Raw genomic sequence first — 17,254 nt, forward strand, 5'->3', positions numbered from 1 at the left:
TTAGCTTTTTTAGAAGTATGGAATTAAATTTATACAAGAAAACTGAGATTCTATCCAAAAAATGCAGCTATCCTCTTCAAGAGGTTGGCTGCATTTTGTCCATTAGCTTTATCATTCGCTTGACGTTTACTACAAATATCGTGAGGAGTGTTTGCATTCGCATGCGAAAGAGACCACGGTATTTCGCCTTGGCCAGCCCATGATGTCTTTTTAATTCGGCATTTTTGTGTTCAATAATTGGTCGCCGTTTCATTCGTTTTTTAAATGACTCACTCTTCTCGAATGCCATGTGATCCTTAAATTGCTCGGCAATGATTCGAATCGAATACGTCTTACTCTTGGATTCAGGTTTGTAACACCCTTCTCGGAGTGGGCATGTCTTGCACTTTTCTACATTAAAGTAGAATACCAACGACCGGCTGTTTCCAGACGTTTTACTTCCCTGAAGCGCTTTTCGAATACTGTGTTCTCCAGCCGGACAAAGAACGAAGTCCGCATCTTTGTTATACTCAAACCCTTCTTGCTTCAAACCTCCATTATGTACGATTGGGTTTAGAGGAATAATGGCTTGGATTTCGTGTGCTTTCAATTTAGATAAATTATCTTTTCCAGAATAAGCGGTATCTCCGAGGATTTCTTTCACTTCCAAGCCCAATTCTAAAGATTGTTTGAGCAAATTCGGTAATTGCTTTCCATCATCACTACTGCCACCCGTCACTTCAACGGCTGTAATAATTTCCTCTTCAGTCATTGCAATATGGTTCTTGTAACCAAAAAAAGATTTTGTGTTGCTCTTCCATCCGAATCGCGCTTCTGGGTCAATGGCGGACATAATCCCTTTGTTTGCAAGTAGACGTTCATCTTCAACAATTTGCTTCGCGATCTGTAATTTCTCTGAAATAGCACCCTCATGATCAGGGAGTAATATTTCGACCGATTCACCGAGCTGAGCCAAATAATGCAGCATCACCTTTTCAGCATCAGCTTGATCCTTTTTAAGCTCGGGTTGTCTAGGTAATTTTTTTTCGAGCTTGGGATGTTTTTTAACGACGGTTCGTAAGAGTCGCTTCGCCACATCTCGCAAAACATCTAAGGCTCTTTGCTTTTGACTCGCTGCTAGAGAATGCGTAGAATCCAAGATTAACGCCTTGGATTTAATCAATCCTTTTTCAATACATTGTTTTACTATTACCTTCAACAATTCGTCAATTTGACTTGCGCCTAAACGATGATTGCGAAACCGAGAAAGCTGCGAGGCATCTGGAAGGGCTTCCTCGGGGTTCAACCCTATGAACCATTTGTAAGCTAGATTCACTTGAGCATCTTGTATCATCCTTTCGTCAGATAATCCATAGAGAATCTGCAGAAACAAGAGACGAAACAACAATTCAGGTTCATTTGCGGGTCTTCCATAATATTCGCAATAGGAGCATCGCACAAGTTCATGGACAAACGAAAAATCCACAACTTCATGAATCTTACGAAGTAAATGGCTTTCGGGTATGAGTTTATATAATTCCGCATGAAATGAGGCGGTTATTTGTTTGGCAGAGTGTAGCATGCTTTCTCACTCTTTCTTTTTTTCTTTTATTATACCAAAATGCAGAAAACCCAGCACCTATACGGTACTGGATTCCATTTTACAAATATTGTATTCGTTTTGCAGTGCTCTCTTTTTCGGGGTTTCTTTTTTTTACCACTTCATAATAATAGATAAATAACCGATAAAAACTTAAAGATAGCTATTAAGAATTGGGGAATCTGCAGATGATAAAAATTTATATTTTAGATGAAGTATGGGAATATAGCAATCATGTTAATGAGATAGTACCTCTATTTTCCAAGTTAAATGATTTAACGAATAAAGCGGATTTAGTAATTCAACAGATAATAATCGACGACACTGAAATCACCGGGGACTTTATGGATTACCTATCTGAAAATATAGATTCAATTGATGAAATTCATATTCAGGTGATAGATAAACGTGAGATGTTAGATGAAATGCTCGTGACTTCGTCGCAATACTTGACAAGAGCACTTCCTGAAATGACTTTATTTATTAATCAATTGTATCAGGGCCTTAATGATCTAGTATGGAATAAATTTAGTGTGTTTATAGAAGGGCTGCAATATGTAATCTATACTTTGGATTCTATTAGCCAATCTGTAAATAGATATACAACCTTTCCAAACTCCGCTTTATTCTTACAGGAACTTAATTTAGTCCTTCAACAACTAATGGAAGCTTCAATAAATAAAGATAATGCATTAATGGCTGATATACTAAATTATGAATTGAAGCCGCATTTAGAAAAGCTCCAAGGCTTATTTACACATACGATAGACAGTGAGGTTAAACGAAATGATCTTCAATAAGAATATGGAGGTTTTAAAGTTAAGATATCTCAATGCCTGGGAGTATATTACGGATAGAGCTAGTAAACTTGAAGATCTGGATTCTCTGGTCTTTCCGGCAAAGAATGGTCAACCCAACATTAAACTAGATTTGGATGGAAAAACGGCATACTTACATAGCCAATATAACCCAGAAAATGAAGCTGAGCAGTGGATAGCAGGCTATCATGCTTCAGTTAAAGAAGCTAAACATGTTTTCTTTTATGGCTTCGGCATGGGTTACCATTTAGATAAGTTGATGAGGAATTCCAAGATACCTTATACAATCTATGAACCCAACCCCTCTGTTTTTTATAATTTCATGCAAACTAAATTATTATCTGATATGCCCATACAAAAGCTGAGCAATGTTTTTATTGGTGATTCAGCAGATCACTACATTCGTTATTATCTAGAAAACTTTACAACGGATGTTTTGATTATAATTAATCCAGCTTATGAACGACATTATCCTGAGCAAACGAAGCTTTTTATTGATATTTTCAAAGAACAAATTCGGATTAAAGCGGCCAATTATAAGGCTTTAATGGGGTATGAGAGATTATGGACCTATAATAGTGAATCTAACTTTAAGACTGTACTGAATACACAAAATGTGATTAGAGAAAAGAAATCTTTTTTTATGGATAAGCCTGTAATCTTAGTAGCGGCGGGTCCTTCTTTAGAGGATGAATTTGATAATCTGCGCTATATAAAAGAAAATGGGTTAGCCTATATATTTTCAGTTGGATCTGCAATCAAAGCTTTATTAGCGCAGGATATTTATCCCGATGCGGTGCTCTCTTATGACCCGAATACTTACAATCATCGTGTATTTAATGATATTATTGATAACAAAATAAATACTATTCCCTTGATTTATGGAAGTTCAGTTGGCACAGAAACTGTTAAAATTTATCCAGGTCCTATGCTGCATATGTTTACAAGTCAGGATTTTATATCTGCTTATTATTTAGATGAAGAGGCCATACAGGATGCAACTTCAATTGCGATCCTTACGCTGCAGTTATTAGCAAAATTGAATGTTAAAACTATAGTTTTAGTAGGACAGAACTTTGCAATACGCAATAATCAATTCTATTCTAAAGGAATAAGTTATCAGGAACGACCAACAGAGCTTACGGATCAAGAGCGCAGTGTATTAATTAATGTTGAATCCGTCGATGGTGGTATTGCCCAAACACAAGAAATGCATAATTTATCGCGGAAGCAAATGGAGCATTTTATTAATGCGGCTCCCCATGTAGAGGTAATCAATTCTACCAAGGGTGGGGCTGCTATAAAAGGCACGACTTATATTGAATTAAGTGAAGTGATAAAGCAAAGGTTGAGTGTGAAAGTTGTCGAGGAAGATTGGTTTAGGGGCGATACGACCTCTTATGATAAGGAAGTTATAGAATCGCGTATGAATGCTATGCTTAAACAGCATGAAGAGTTTGGCAAGATGATGGTTAATATAGTAAAGATAATAAAAAAATTGGAAGTAACAGCACATACTTTTCATGGTACTAAAACGGCAGCTGTAGTCAACCAAATTTCACTTATAAACCAAGAGCTGTTTGAGAATTTATACTATAGTGTTTATCTGAAACCTATGATGAGAGTACAACATGATATATTCCAAAAGTCATTAAGTGAATTAAATTCAATAGAAAATATTATCGAAAAAGCTAGAGCTATCGTGAAAATATTTGGTGCTTTTATATTATATTGCCAAGAAGTTAGAAGTGAGAATGAAAGTCCATTTCAATCTCATATTTGGGACATCAAGGTGTTTATTTCAGAAGCATAACATCCGATATAAACTATTAAAAACCAGACAATAGGGGTGCGATAATGGCGTTCTTTAAAGATAAAAAAGTATTGATTATAGGTGGAACAGGGACGATTGGCCAGAGTGTATTGCGGAGAATTTTGGCAGACGAACCTGCAGTTGTCAGAATATTAAGTAGAGATGAGTTTAAACAATTTGAACTTCAACATAAGCTGAAGGATTACAAGAATATCCGATATTTAATTGGTGATATACGCGATAGTACTCGTGTTCAACGCGCGATGCAGGATATTGATTATGTTTTTCACGCGGCAGCAATGAAGCATGTACCTGCATGTGAGTATAATCCTTTTGAAGCGGTACAAACTAATATAATAGGAACACAGAATGTTATTCTAGCCGCTATTCAAACAGGCGTCGCTAAGGTTCTGTTTACCAGTACGGATAAAGCCATTTCACCAACCAATACTTATGGAGCAACTAAGCTAATGGCCGAGAGATTAATATCTGCAGCCGAATATCAAAAAGGTACAAACCAAACTATCTTTTCGTCGGTGCGATTTGGAAATGTGATGGGTTCTCGGGGATCTGTAATTCCTTTGTTCAAAAAGCAAATAATAGAGAACAGACAAATAACGGTAACAGATTTGAATATGACTCGTTTTATGATGACATCTACTCAAGCTATTACCTTAATGCTAAAGGCGAATGAGCTTGCATTAGGTGGAGAAGTTTTTGTACTAAAAATGCCCATGGTCCGCATGCGGGATCTAGCTGAAGTTATGATTGAAGAAGTTCCAAGTAAATATGGCATTAGCGGGAAAATAGAAATAAAAGAAATTGGCCTAAGACCCGGAGAAAAAATGTATGAGGAATTAATGACAGATGACGAAACCCGTTTAGGCTGGGAAATGCAAGATATGTTTGTCATTCCACCTTTATTTATTGAGAATAAAGAAATGCCGCTTGGAGCAAAACCAATAATAAGTAATCTTAATTCCCATTCCGGAGACCCCATAAGCAAGGAAACTTTACGTGACTGGATATTAACAGAGCAACTGATCTAATTGAATTAAGACATTATCGAAAGGATGAGCAAACTATGAAAACAGTAGCCATCATACAAGCCCGTATGGGTTCAACTAGACTACCAGGGAAAGTAATGATGCAACTAATGGATCGTTCCGTCCTAGGGCACGTTATCAACAGATTACAGCAAGTCAAATTCATTGACGAAATAATTGTAGCTACCTCAACTTTGCAGATGGATGATGTAATTGAAGACGAAGCGATTAAATGTGGAGTATCCGTATTTAGGGGGAGTGAACAAGATGTTCTTTCTCGCTATTATGAAGCTGCAATTCGTGCAAATGCTGAAATAATTGTAAGAGTGACATCGGATTGTCCTTTAATAGATCCGGAGACTACAGCTTTAATAATTGAAGCTTTTCTTCAGTCTGATTTAGATTATCTTACTAATAAGCTAGTGAAGACCTTTCCACGAGGCTTGGACACAGAGGTATTCACTATGGGAGCTCTCAATGAAGCATATAATAAAGCGGTTAAGCCAGAACAACGCGAGCATGTAACGCCATATATTTATCAAAATCCGGACCAATTTAAATTTAATTTCTATAAGGGAGAGGTTGACCATTCCCAGCATAGGTGGACTTTAGACACGCCAGAAGATTGGGAACTTATTTCAGAAATATTCAAGCGACTTTATCATCCAGGCCAAATATTTTCATTGAATGCTTGCCTTGATTTGATGGATAAGCACCCAGAGTTAGTAGAAATCAATCGACATATTCATCAAAAAGAGCTAGACGAGTTGAAATTAGAGGAGGAAAATTCAAAATGAAAACATATAAAACAGAGCAAGAGGAATTCTGGGCAAGCGAATTCGGGGATGCTTATATAGATAGAAACAAAGATCAAAATTTATTTCGTAGCAACGTAGCCCTATTCTCAAAAATTATTGCTCGAACAACAGGGGTAAATTCAATTATTGAATGTGGTGCTAATATAGGGATGAATTTAAAAGCATTGCAACACATAATACCAAGGGCTGAATTTGCGGGAATAGAAATTAATCAAAAGGCGGTGGAACAGCTAAGGCAGATAGAGGGTGTTGAAGTTTACCATGAGTCCCTATTAAACTTTGTTCCTACTGTTCAATATGATTTGACGTTAATAAAAACAGTCTTAATTCATATTAATCCCGATGAATTATCTAAGATTTATGACCTATTATATTCTACCAGTAACAAATATATATGTATTATAGAGTATTATAATCCAAGTCCAGTAGAGGTTACATATCGAGGCCATGAAGGTAAATTATTTAAAAGAGACTTTGCTGGAGAACTTATGGATCGCTTTTCGGAGCTTCAGCTTGTGGACTATGGCTTTGTGTATAAAAGAGATCCTAATTTTGCTCAGGATGATGTTACATGGTTTCTAATGGAGAAGAGATAATCTGATGAAGGTGCTAGTTATAGGTTCAACAGGAATGCTTGGCAGGGCTGTCATGCACGAAGCGCATAAACGTAATATAAACGTTGCTGGAATTGCAAGAAAGGCAGCAGATATCTGTATTGATATTACCGACGAGGAAGCACTAAAAACAGCTGTAGTTACATTTGGACCCCAAGTAATTATTAATTGTGCTGCTATGACCAGTTTGCAAGCTTGTATGCGAAATCCTGGGGAAGCTTATATGATAAATGCGCGTTCAGTAGCATCACTTTCTGCTATTTCTCAACAAATTGAAGCTTATTTGGTGCAGATCTCAACAGATCATTATTACATCGGTGATAAAGATAAAAAACATACAGAATCGGATCCCGTTTTCCTGATAAATGAATATGCAAGAACCAAATATGCAGGGGAGCAATTTGCACTTACAATTTCAAATTCTCTAGTGGTACGAACGAATATTGTTGGTTTTCGGCACATAAATGGGCAGCCAACTTTTGTAGAGGGTATCATACATGCTTTACGGGAAAAGACTCCTATTACCTTATTTGAAGATTTCTATACCTCCAGTTTAGATGTTTTAAAATTTTCTTCTGCACTTTTTGAATTGATAGAACTTCGCCCCAAAGGGATTCTAAATGTAGCTTCACACGATGTCTCTAATAAGGCGGAATTTATAACTGCACTAGCAAGTAAATTAGATTTGTCACTGGACCAGACTCGAATGGGGAGTGTTAAAAGCTTAACAGATTGCATTCGCGCAGAAAGCATAGGATTAGATGTCTCAAAAGCAGAAAAATTATTAGGGTATCGATTTCCTGGGTTTAAAGAGGTAATTGAAAGCTTAGCGCTTTATTATGGGAGGTTAATTAAGTGATCTATGATCATAAATTTGAAGTTAAGGGGCGCGAGATATCTCTAAACGCTCCTGCTTATTTTATTGCAGATATAGCATCTAATCATGATGGTCAACTCAATCGCGCTAAAGAATTAATATGGATTGCTAAAGAGGCTGGGGCAGATGCAGCTAAGTTCCAGCATTTTCAAGCTAACAAAATAGTTAGCGACTATGGATTTAAAAACTTAAATGGAAAGCTAAGTCATCAAGCCACATGGAAAAAAAGTGTGTTTGAGGTATATCAACAATATGAGACGGACAGAAGCTGGACAGAAGAATTAGTAAAAACGGCTCAAGAGGCAAATATTAATTTTATGACTACTCCGTATGATTTTGAAGCAGTCCAACTATTAGACGGGCATCTATCTGCTTACAAGATTGGTTCGGGTGACATCACTTGGACTGAGTTTATAGAAATAATTGCGCAGCAACAAAAACCAGTTTTTCTTGCAACAGGTGCATCTAGTATTGAAGATGTAGATCGGGCAGTAAGATCGATATTAAAATATAATCAGAAAATTGCCTTATTACAGTGTAATACTAATTACACAGGTAGTTTAGAAAATTTGAAGCATGTTAACTTAAATGTGTTGAAGCAATTTGCAATAAAATATCCTGAAATGATTCTTGGTCTATCCGACCATACCTCTGGACACTCAACTGTACTTGGAGCCATTGCTTTAGGAGCACGTATTATAGAAAAGCATCTCACGGATGATAACAATAGAGAAGGACCGGATCACCCATTCTCAATGAATCCAGCGGCATGGAGAGAAATGATGGATAGAAGCCGTGAATTGGAAGCATCCCTCGGTGATGGGATAAAGCGAATAGAAAACAATGAAAAGGATGCCAGTATTGTTCAACGCCGCTGTTTGCGATTGGTCGGTTTATTGGAAAAAGGGCATAAGCTTTGCTATGAAGATTTGGAAAGCTTGCGCCCAGCACCAGACGGTTCTCTAGAACCTTATCAATTAGAACAAGTAATAGGTCGGACTTTAAAAGTAACTAAAAATGCTGGGGACGCTCTATATGCTGTTGATTTGGAGGGATGAAGTTGTTAATTGGAAATAGTATAGGGCTCAGAGCAATTGAGCAGAATGATTTGGCTCAATTATTATTGTGGAGAAATCAGCCAGAATTCAGAAGATTTTTTCGTGAATATCGTGAATTGTCTTCGGATAATCAAGCTATATGGTATGACAAGGTTGTCTTAAATGATCGGAACACGATGATGTTCGCAATAATCGATAAGGAAAGCAAGCGATTATTAGGCGCTTGTGGGTTATGCTACATCAATTGGGTAGATCGAAGCGCTGATTTTTCCATATATATTGGTGCTGATTCCATTTATATTGATGGTTTGTTTGCAATAGATGCAGCTAAAACGATGGTGAAATTTGCATACGAAGAGTTGTCACTTCATCGACTTTGGTCAGAAATATATGATTTCGATGAAGCGAAAAAAGCCATGTTTGCAACACTAGGCTTTACATTGGACGGTAGACATCGTCAAACGCATTGGTCTGAGGGTTCATGGCATGATTCACTATTTTATAGTTTACTCAGTTCGGATAGTATACCTAAGAATTAGGAGAGTGCATTATGAATATTTTATTGACTGGTGGAGCTGGATTTATTGGCCGTTGGGTTGCTAAACAATTACTGGGAGACGGGCATCTTGTTTGGATATTAGATGACCTTTCAAACGGAAGAGAAGATAACATTGAAGAATTTAAAGATCATAAAGGGCTTCAAGCTTTTATTATTGGTGATATTAAAGATGAAGCTTTGCTAGACAAAGTATTTTCTGAGAATAAATTTGATATATGTTACCATCTTGGAGCTTCAATTAACGTGCAGGATTCTATTGATGATCCAAGAACCACATTTAATAATGATGCTGTAGGTACTTTTTATGTGATGGAGCAATGTCGTAAACATCGAACCAAAGTAGTTTTCATGAGCACTTGTATGGTATATGACGTTTGCCTAGATGACCAAGGAATTACTGAGATTCATCCAATTAAACCTGCTTCTCCTTATGCTGGAGCTAAAATTGCCGCAGAGAATATGGTTTTATCCTACTATTTTGCTTATGATTTGCCAGTCGTTGTCATCCGTCCTTTTAACACCTACGGACCTTTTCAGAAAACAGGTGGTGAAGGCGGCGTGGTTGCTATCTTTATTCGTAATAATCTAGTAGGGAAAGACCTGTTGATATATGGGAAAGGCGAACAAACTCGTGATCTTTTATATGTGGAGGATTGCGCTAATTTTGTTGTAGAAGCGGGATACTCCGATAAAGTGAATGGACAGATTGTAAATGCTGGTCTTGGAAGTGATATTACAATTAATGAATTAGCATTAGTCATTGCCAAAGATGAAATGAGAATTAAGCATGTCCCACATATTCATCCACAAAGTGAAATTCAAAAATTATTATGCAACTCAACTAAGGCGAAAGAATTACTAGGCTGGACACCGAAAGTGAGCTTAGAGGAAGGCATATTACGTACTGAGAAATGGATTCAATCAAGCCATCTTATGTAAAATGCTGAAGAAACTTTATTTTTAGGCCGCAATGATGTTATTTGAAGCAAATATAGAATATTTTTCAATTTCCTATTATTGATTGTTAACCTTCTTCCGATATATATTCTATAACTATGTTGTGCGGAGGGGTTTTAGTATGAGTTCAAATGATATTTCCGTTAATCCATCGTACAGTCCACACACAATCGAACGGGCACCAACTGTAGAACATGCTGTAGTAAGGAAAGTTTCTTCCGCAGATCAGCCTAAAGCATCTGTTATTTCTCATGAAAATGAAATGAAAAGCTCTTTTGAGTTAAGAAGAGCTGAGCAGATGGGCGATATTCTCCCGATTAGTGATGAGCAGCTAGTGAAAGCTATTGAGAAGGCGATTAAGGCAGCAGAGGGAATTACAACAACTTTGGAATTCTCCGTTCACAAAGCTACCCATCAAATCTCAGTTAAAGTGTTGGATAAAGATACGGGTGAAATCATTCGAGAAATACCACCGGAGAAAAACTTGGATTTTCTAGCTACTTTGTGGAGAAAAGCAGGTATTCTAATCGACGAGAAAAGATAGTTTTAGACAAAGGAGTGAAATGCTATGGTAACACGCTTAAGTGGGTTTTCAGGCTCTGGTATAGATATTGACGATACAGTAAAGAAATTAATGACAGCTGCGAGAATTCCTTATGATCAATTAGGTCAGAAAAAACAAACGCTAACTTGGCAACGTGACGAGTATCGCGCTGTGAATGCAAACTTACTTGATTTAAGAAATACATTAGGTAATATGAAACTCCCTTCATCTTATGCAGCAAGAAAAGCAACCTCTGCAGATGAATCATCTGTATCTGCTGTTGCAACTGCTAATGCAAATGCAGGGATTAATAATATCATTATTAATCAACTGGCTACTACTGCTTCTGTGACCTCGGATTCTTTAGATTCAGGGGGAGATAGCACAAAAAAGCTAAGCGAAATTGGTACTGGCTTCGCTTTAGGTGATAAAACAACACTTACGGTCGGCGGAGATAAAGGAAGTACCACTATTGAATTTAGCGGTGCTAATACAATTGCAGAACTTGTTAATGCGGTAAATGGAAAATCGAGTACTACAGGAGTTAAATTAAGCTATGATTCCAGCATGGATCGCCTGTTCTTTACCTCTTCTACCACGGGAGATAGCTCCAAAATTAACTTGCGTATGAAGGGAACAGACGGTACCGGACAAAATCTCTTAAGTAGTGTTCTGCATTTACCGGTAACAGGAGCGACTCCTTCCACAACACTTGATGATGTGGGACAAACAGTGGCAGGGTCAAAGACCCTATCGAGTGTTGGCTACGTTAATAGTGCATTAACAGCAGATCAGAATTTAAAAGTTACTGTTGCGGGTACGGATTATAGCTTTGCAATTAATAATAAAACGACAGTTGCTAAACTAATTGATAATATTAATAATTCCGAATTGGGAAAGACAGGTGTATCTGCTTATTTGGATTCAGCAGGTAAGTTATCCTTCTTTAATCCGAATGATTCGAATACTCTTACCTTTGCTGATTCAACAGTTGATTCTACTAATATATTGACCAATCTTGGATTAGATGCTGGAATAACAACAACTTCAGATCTAGATTATTCTGAGGTTGCATCATCAGGAAGCAATTCAGAAATTGTCTACAATGGTGTTACGACAGGGTTTGCTTCCAATTCGTTTAGCATTAATGGTATCTCATTTAACGCAAAAAAAGTGACGACTGGTGCACCTGTTAGTATTTCCGTTACTCAAGATACCGATACGATGTTTAATTCTATTAAAGCATTTGTAGATAAATACAATACTTTCATCAGTACAACCAGTGCTAAGCTTTCTGAAGAGCAGAATAAAAAATTCCAACCTCTAACAACTGATGAGCGTAATGCAATGAATGAAGATGATATAAAGGCTTGGGAACTGAAAGCGAAAAGCGGGCAAATTCGAAATGATTCTCTAATTAACTCAGGTTTACAGAGTTTAAGATCGGGATTGTCGGGCTCAATTGGGGGTCTATCAAATGGATCTATAAACTCTCTATCCGAGATAGGTGTTGGCACTACACTTATTTCAGGAAAAAGCATATCAGGCTCTTATTTGGATCCGGGCAAGCTATATATTGATGATGAAAAATTACGTAAAGCATTGGACGAGAATCCGGAAGAGGTGATGAATCTCTTCTTGGCCAAAGATGGTGATGCTACCTCAGATAGTGGTGATGGTATTGCTGAGAGGATGTTCGATCGAGTAACTAGTTTAATGGATAAAATCAAAGTTAAAGCGGGCGCTTCAGGAAGTCTCGATAATAACTATACGATTGGTAAAAGCTTTCTGGATTTAAATACTAAAATGACTAACTTGACTAGAAAGCTAGATTCTCTCGAAACCAGATACTACAATCAATTTACAGCTATGGAGAAATATATTAGTCAGATGAATGCTCAAAGTGCTCAATTAACTAACGCTTTTAACTAACGCCTATAAGTAATTGTAAACAACAGGGGGATAAGATATGATTCAATCACAGCGGAACAAGTATATGGAGAATACTGTTCAAAATGCTACACCTGCACAATTACTGATCATGTTAATTGATGGGGCAACACGATTTTGCAAGATGGGTATAAGTGCTATTGAGCAAAAGAATCATGCAGAAGCTAATCTTAATCTAGGCAAGGTTCAAGATATTGTTAGTGAATTAATCATAACCCTAGATCGAGAATCCTCCGTTGCGGATGGTTTGCTGAGATTGTATGAATATTTCAACTTCAGATTGACCGAAGCGAATATTCAGAAGAAGGTAGAGCCTGCACAAGAGGTTCTAGGCTATCTATTGGAACTGAAGGAAGTCTGGATCCAGGCTGCAAAATCATCGCTGGCAGGGCCAGCTGCAAGCAATGTGCTCCAGCATGGATAATTTATTAATCCGATTGGAGAAACTCTCCAATGATTTATTGCAGCATTTTCAAGCAGTGTCGTTCGAAGAGCTCACATCCTTTATGGAAGAGCGTGAGGCTATTTTTAATGAGTTTGACAACCTTGAAGTGCTACCTTCTGATAAAATAAAATATCGAGATATCGTCAATCGAATTGTTGGGCTGGACCCGATCATCGTAACGAAAATGGAACAGCTCAAGAAAGAAGCGGAACAGGAACTAAACAAGGTTACGTCGGGTCGCTTACAGAAAAATGCTTATGATGGAGAGCATCATTTGGCAGATGGCATTTTCTTTGATAAGAAAAAATAAATCAACAAAACCCCTTATTTATTGGTTTCCAATGAGTAAGGGGTTTTGTTTGTCCACATGACTCTAACAACCAACTGTGGATAATGTGGATAACTCTGTGGATAGCCAATGAAAACAAGCTTTCATACTGTGAATAAATTGTAAATGACCTGTTAATAAAGTAATTGACATCGCTTTCATCTGGTGTTATATTCGAAATGTAGGTATTCAGACTCATTTATTTGATAACGAAGGGAATGTTATTGATGCAAGGTAAAGTAAAATGGTTTAACGCAGAAAAAGGTTATGGTTTCATTGAAAGTGCTGATGGTAAAGATGTATTCGTACATTTCTCCGCAATTCAATCCGATGGCTTTAAATCATTAGACGAAGGTCAGGCTGTTGAGTTTGATATCGTTGAAGGCGCACGTGGACCACAAGCTGCTAATGTAGTAAAAGCATAATCATTCGACATCGTGTCGTTATGCAATAGAAGTTAAGATTATTCCTTACTAAATTGTTTACCTCGGATGCTAATCTGGGGTATTTTTTTGTTTGAATTGTAAATGTTTTTTGAAGATCGTAGGCAAATGAGTTATACTAGGGAAGAAGTCAAAGGAGGAGTAGCCATGAAGTTTAACATCCGTGGAGAAAACCTTGAGGTGACAGAAGCCCTGAGGGATTATGTCGAAAAGAAGTTGGGCAAGCTGGAACGCTATTTTGAAGCTCCGCCAACATCCGAGGTACATGTGACTTTAAGTGTTTTAAGAGAATTGAATAATGTTGAAGTAACGATTCCATTGACAGGTGTTTTATTGAGAGCAGAAGAAAGAGCTGGAGATATGTATGCCTCCATCGACTTGGTTTTGGACAAACTCGAAAGACAAATTCGCAAGCACAAAACGAAGGCAAACCGAAGAATTCGTCAGGAAAGTGAATATAAGAATTATTTTCAGGTTGAAACTGGCGGGACTGCAGTTATGGAGGACGAGGATGAATTTGAACTCGTTCGGACGAAGCAATTTAACTTGAAGCCGATGGATATTGAAGAAGCTATTTTGCAAATGAATATGATTGGGCATACGTTCTTCGTTTTCTCGAATACGGAAGCCTCTGAGAATGTGAATGTAGTTTACAAGCGTCATGACGGCAAATATGGTTTAATAGAACCCTTACGTAATTAAATCTAAATTAAATAATGCGACAAAAGGCTTGATCTGGAAACGGATCAAGTCTTTTTAATATATGAAACCTTTTCTAGTTTTTTATCGTACAAGGTAACAAAGCACCTTTTGTTGCGACTGTAACGGCAAACTGTTACAATTTAATGAATTAGATAAAAAGTGAAAGGGGCTTTTTCCATGCTCGGACTTGTTAAGAAAATTTTTGGTGATCAAAATGAACGCGATATTAAAAAAATGTTAAAAGTCGTCGATATTATCAACGAGCTTGAACCCGAAATGGAAGCTTTGTCCGATGAGGAACTGCGAGCAAAGACAGAAGAATATAAAGAAAGATTAAAAGGCGGTGAAACGCTGGAGGATTTGCTGCCGGAAGCTTTTGCAACGGTACGGGAAGCTTCTAAGCGCACTTTAGGCATGCGTCACTTTGACGTGCAATTGGTTGGAGGAATGGTGCTTCACGAAGGCCGTATAGCCGAGATGAAGACAGGAGAAGGTAAAACCTTAGTAGCAACACTCTCGGTCTATCTGAACGCTTTAACAGAGCGTGGAGTTCATCTGGTTACGGTGAATGATTACTTAGCATCGGTTGGTAGTCAAATTACTGGACAGGTTTATACATTTTTAGGGCTAACAATCGGTGTTAATCTACATGATATGGATCATGAGGATAAACAAGCAGCGTATGCTTGCGATATTACGTACGGTACGAACAATGAATTTGGGTTCGATTATTTACGAGACAACATGGTTTTATATAAAGAACAAATGGTGCAACGCCCGCTTTATTATGCCATTGTCGATGAAGTCGATTCCATTCTAGTCGATGAAGCGCGGACGCCTTTGATTATTTCGGGGCAAGCAGCTAAATCAACGAGTTTATACACAACTGCTGATCGGTTTGTTAGCCGTCTTCGTGAAGAAGAGGATTACACGATTGATATTAAATTGCGTTCGGTCACGATGACGGAAGCGGGTGTGACGAAGGCAGAAGACTCCTTTGGCATCGAAAATTTATTTGACCAACAGAATGTAACGATCAATCATCATATTACCCAAGCATTGAAAGCTCAAGCCATCATGAAGCGCGATGTGGATTATGTTGTACAGGATGAAGAAGTGCTGATTGTTGATGAATTTACGGGCCGTTTAATGACAGGTAGACGTTATAGTGATGGATTACATCAAGCGATCGAAGCCAAGGAAGGCTTAAAGGTTCAGCATGAAAGTATGACTTTGGCCACTATTACTTTCCAGAATTATTTCCGAATGTACCGTAAGCTTGCCGGAATGACAGGAACAGCTAAAACGGAAGAAGAAGAATTCAAGAAAATTTACGGGCTTGATGTTGTGGTTGTTCCAACAAACCGTCCGATGATTCGTAAAGATCAACCGGATGTGGTTTATAAATCAGAGAACGGCAAGTTCCGCGCAGTTGTAGAAGAGATAGTAAGACGCCATAAGATGAACCAGCCAGTACTAGTAGGTACGGTTTCCATTGAAAATTCGGAAAAGCTATCGGAGCTGCTGAAGAAAAAGGGAGTTACCCATAAAGTCCTAAATGCGAAGTATCATGCAGAAGAAGCCGAAATTGTTGCGCGTGCTGGGCAGCCTAGTTCCGTTACGATAGCCACCAATATGGCTGGACGGGGTACTGATATTTTGCTTGGCGAAGGTGTGCCTGATTTAGGTGGTTTGCATATTATAGGTACGGAGCGCCATGAAAGCAGACGTATTGATAATCAGCTGCGTGGTCGTGCTGGACGTCAAGGCGATCCAGGTTCCTCGCAATTTTACTTATCTTTAGAAGATGAGCTGATGCGTCGATTCGGTGCCGACAATATCATGGGTATGATGGACCGATTGGGCTTTGAAGAAGATCAGCCGATTGAAAGCCGCTTAATATCCAAAGCTGTAGAATCTGCTCAGAAGCGAGTGGAAGGCAATAACTTTGATGTTCGTAAAGTGGTGCTGCAGTACGATGATGTAATGAATCAGCAGCGTGGAATTATCTATAAGCAACGAATTGAGATTCTAGAATCAGAGAATATCAAGGGTGTTGTAGTTGGGATGATTATGCCTGTAATAGAACGAATTGTTGATGTGCATTGCTCTAGCAATGATGTACCGGAGGATTGGGATCTTCAAGCGATTACAGATTATGCCAATGGAACCTTTCTACAAGAGGGTATGCTAACCTTAGAATCGATTTCTGGAAAAGAAAAAGAGGATATTACAGAAGTTATCAAAACGGCGGTTTTAAAGCTGTATGATGAGCGCGAAGAGCAAATTGGCGAAGAAAATATGCGCGAGTTTGAAAAAGTGGTTGTATTGCGTGGAGTGGACAGCAAGTGGATGGATCACATTGATGCGATGGATCAGCTTCGTCAAGGGATTCACCTTCGTTCTTATGGTGGTACCGATCCATTGCGCGAGTATCAATTCGAAGGCTTTGAAATGTTCCAGGAAATGATTAACAGCATTCAAGAAGAAATTGCTACTTATATCATGAAGGCACATGTTGAAACAAACTTAGAACGCCAAGCAGTGGCAGAAGGACAGGCCGTTAATCCTAACGGAGAAGTATCCGCCAAGAAGCCGGCGAAGCGTGAAGAAAAAGTCGGACGCAACGATCCTTGTCCATGTGGCAGTGGTAAGAAATTTAAGCAATGTCACGGAGCCTAATTAATTCTTCGCATAAACACG

Annotated in this window: 17 protein-coding genes; 16 read left to right on the forward strand and 1 reads right to left on the reverse strand. The window is 38.1% G+C overall.

Features of this window, described 5'->3' with window-relative positions:
• Window positions 1–76: 76 nt before the first annotated feature.
• Window positions 77–1,561: an IS1182 family transposase gene (locus EHS13_RS00575; protein ID WP_227013715.1), complete on the reverse strand. Its 1,485-nt coding sequence runs from the start codon at window positions 1,559–1,561 to the stop codon at window positions 77–79.
• Between the two features lie 206 nt (window positions 1,562–1,767).
• Here EHS13_RS00575 and EHS13_RS00580 point away from each other — a divergent pair, with 206 nt between their 5' ends.
• The 16 genes from EHS13_RS00580 (at window position 1,768) to secA (ending at window position 17,233) form a co-directional block, all read left to right on the forward strand.
• Window positions 1,768–2,379 carry a DUF8042 domain-containing protein gene (locus EHS13_RS00580; RefSeq protein WP_155698376.1) on the forward strand — a complete coding sequence of 204 codons (612 nt, stop codon included), beginning with the start codon at window positions 1,768–1,770 and terminating at the stop codon, window positions 2,377–2,379.
• Window positions 2,366–4,210, forward strand: a complete 1,845-nt coding sequence (locus EHS13_RS00585) for a motility associated factor glycosyltransferase family protein (protein ID WP_155698377.1) — start codon at window positions 2,366–2,368, stop codon at window positions 4,208–4,210. The genes EHS13_RS00580 and EHS13_RS00585 overlap by 14 nt, the downstream gene beginning before the upstream one ends.
• 44 nt (window positions 4,211–4,254) lie before the next feature.
• Complete coding sequence (locus EHS13_RS00590) at window positions 4,255–5,259, forward strand: UDP-N-acetylglucosamine 4,6-dehydratase family protein (RefSeq protein WP_155698379.1); 1,005 nt, start codon at window positions 4,255–4,257, stop codon at window positions 5,257–5,259.
• Window positions 5,260–5,294: 35 nt separating this feature from the next.
• Window positions 5,295–6,053 carry a cytidylyltransferase domain-containing protein gene (locus tag EHS13_RS00595; protein WP_155698380.1) on the forward strand — a complete coding sequence of 253 codons (759 nt, stop codon included), beginning with the start codon at window positions 5,295–5,297 and terminating at the stop codon, window positions 6,051–6,053.
• Window positions 6,050–6,670, forward strand: coding sequence for a pseudaminic acid biosynthesis-associated methylase (locus EHS13_RS00600; protein ID WP_155698382.1), 621 nt, complete (start codon window positions 6,050–6,052; stop codon window positions 6,668–6,670). Before EHS13_RS00595 ends, EHS13_RS00600 begins: the two co-directional genes overlap by 4 nt.
• A 4-nt stretch (window positions 6,671–6,674) precedes the next feature.
• Window positions 6,675–7,547: an SDR family oxidoreductase gene (locus EHS13_RS00605; protein ID WP_155698384.1), complete on the forward strand. Its 873-nt coding sequence runs from the start codon at window positions 6,675–6,677 to the stop codon at window positions 7,545–7,547.
• Complete coding sequence (locus EHS13_RS00610; RefSeq protein ID WP_155698386.1) at window positions 7,544–8,623, forward strand: N-acetylneuraminate synthase family protein; 1,080 nt, start codon at window positions 7,544–7,546, stop codon at window positions 8,621–8,623. Before EHS13_RS00605 ends, EHS13_RS00610 begins: the two co-directional genes overlap by 4 nt.
• A 2-nt stretch (window positions 8,624–8,625) precedes the next feature.
• Window positions 8,626–9,162 (forward strand): GNAT family N-acetyltransferase, encoded by a 537-nt coding sequence (locus tag EHS13_RS00615; protein WP_155698388.1) that lies wholly within the window; start codon window positions 8,626–8,628, stop codon window positions 9,160–9,162.
• Window positions 9,163–9,173: 11 nt separating this feature from the next.
• Window positions 9,174–10,121 (forward strand): dTDP-glucose 4,6-dehydratase, encoded by a 948-nt coding sequence (locus tag EHS13_RS00620; RefSeq protein WP_155698390.1) that lies wholly within the window; start codon window positions 9,174–9,176, stop codon window positions 10,119–10,121.
• Between the two features lie 139 nt (window positions 10,122–10,260).
• Window positions 10,261–10,683: a flagellar protein FlaG gene (locus EHS13_RS00625; protein ID WP_227013736.1), complete on the forward strand. Its 423-nt coding sequence runs from the start codon at window positions 10,261–10,263 to the stop codon at window positions 10,681–10,683.
• Window positions 10,684–10,707: 24 nt separating this feature from the next.
• Window positions 10,708–12,615, forward strand: a complete 1,908-nt coding sequence (gene fliD, locus EHS13_RS00630; protein ID WP_155698391.1) for a flagellar filament capping protein FliD — start codon at window positions 10,708–10,710, stop codon at window positions 12,613–12,615.
• A gap of 37 nt (window positions 12,616–12,652) precedes the next feature.
• Complete coding sequence (gene fliS, locus EHS13_RS00635; protein WP_155698393.1) at window positions 12,653–13,057, forward strand: flagellar export chaperone FliS; 405 nt, start codon at window positions 12,653–12,655, stop codon at window positions 13,055–13,057.
• Window positions 13,050–13,388 (forward strand): flagellar protein FliT, encoded by a 339-nt coding sequence (locus tag EHS13_RS00640; RefSeq protein ID WP_155698395.1) that lies wholly within the window; start codon window positions 13,050–13,052, stop codon window positions 13,386–13,388. Before fliS ends, EHS13_RS00640 begins: the two co-directional genes overlap by 8 nt.
• A gap of 242 nt (window positions 13,389–13,630) precedes the next feature.
• Window positions 13,631–13,831, forward strand: a complete 201-nt coding sequence (locus EHS13_RS00645; protein ID WP_227013985.1) for a cold shock domain-containing protein — start codon at window positions 13,631–13,633, stop codon at window positions 13,829–13,831.
• Window positions 13,832–13,996: 165 nt separating this feature from the next.
• Window positions 13,997–14,551: a ribosome hibernation-promoting factor, HPF/YfiA family gene (gene hpf, locus EHS13_RS00650; RefSeq protein WP_155698398.1), complete on the forward strand. Its 555-nt coding sequence runs from the start codon at window positions 13,997–13,999 to the stop codon at window positions 14,549–14,551.
• A gap of 177 nt (window positions 14,552–14,728) precedes the next feature.
• The gene (gene secA / locus EHS13_RS00655) at window positions 14,729–17,233 is read left to right on the forward strand and encodes a preprotein translocase subunit SecA (protein ID WP_155698399.1); all 2,505 of its coding nucleotides are present in this window, start codon (window positions 14,729–14,731) and stop codon (window positions 17,231–17,233) included.
• Window positions 17,234–17,254 lie beyond the last annotated feature (21 nt).

It is taken from the genome of Paenibacillus psychroresistens (genome assembly GCF_009728935.1).
Taxonomy (GTDB): Bacteria; Bacillota; Bacilli; order Paenibacillales; family NBRC-103111; genus Paenibacillus_AC; species Paenibacillus_AC psychroresistens.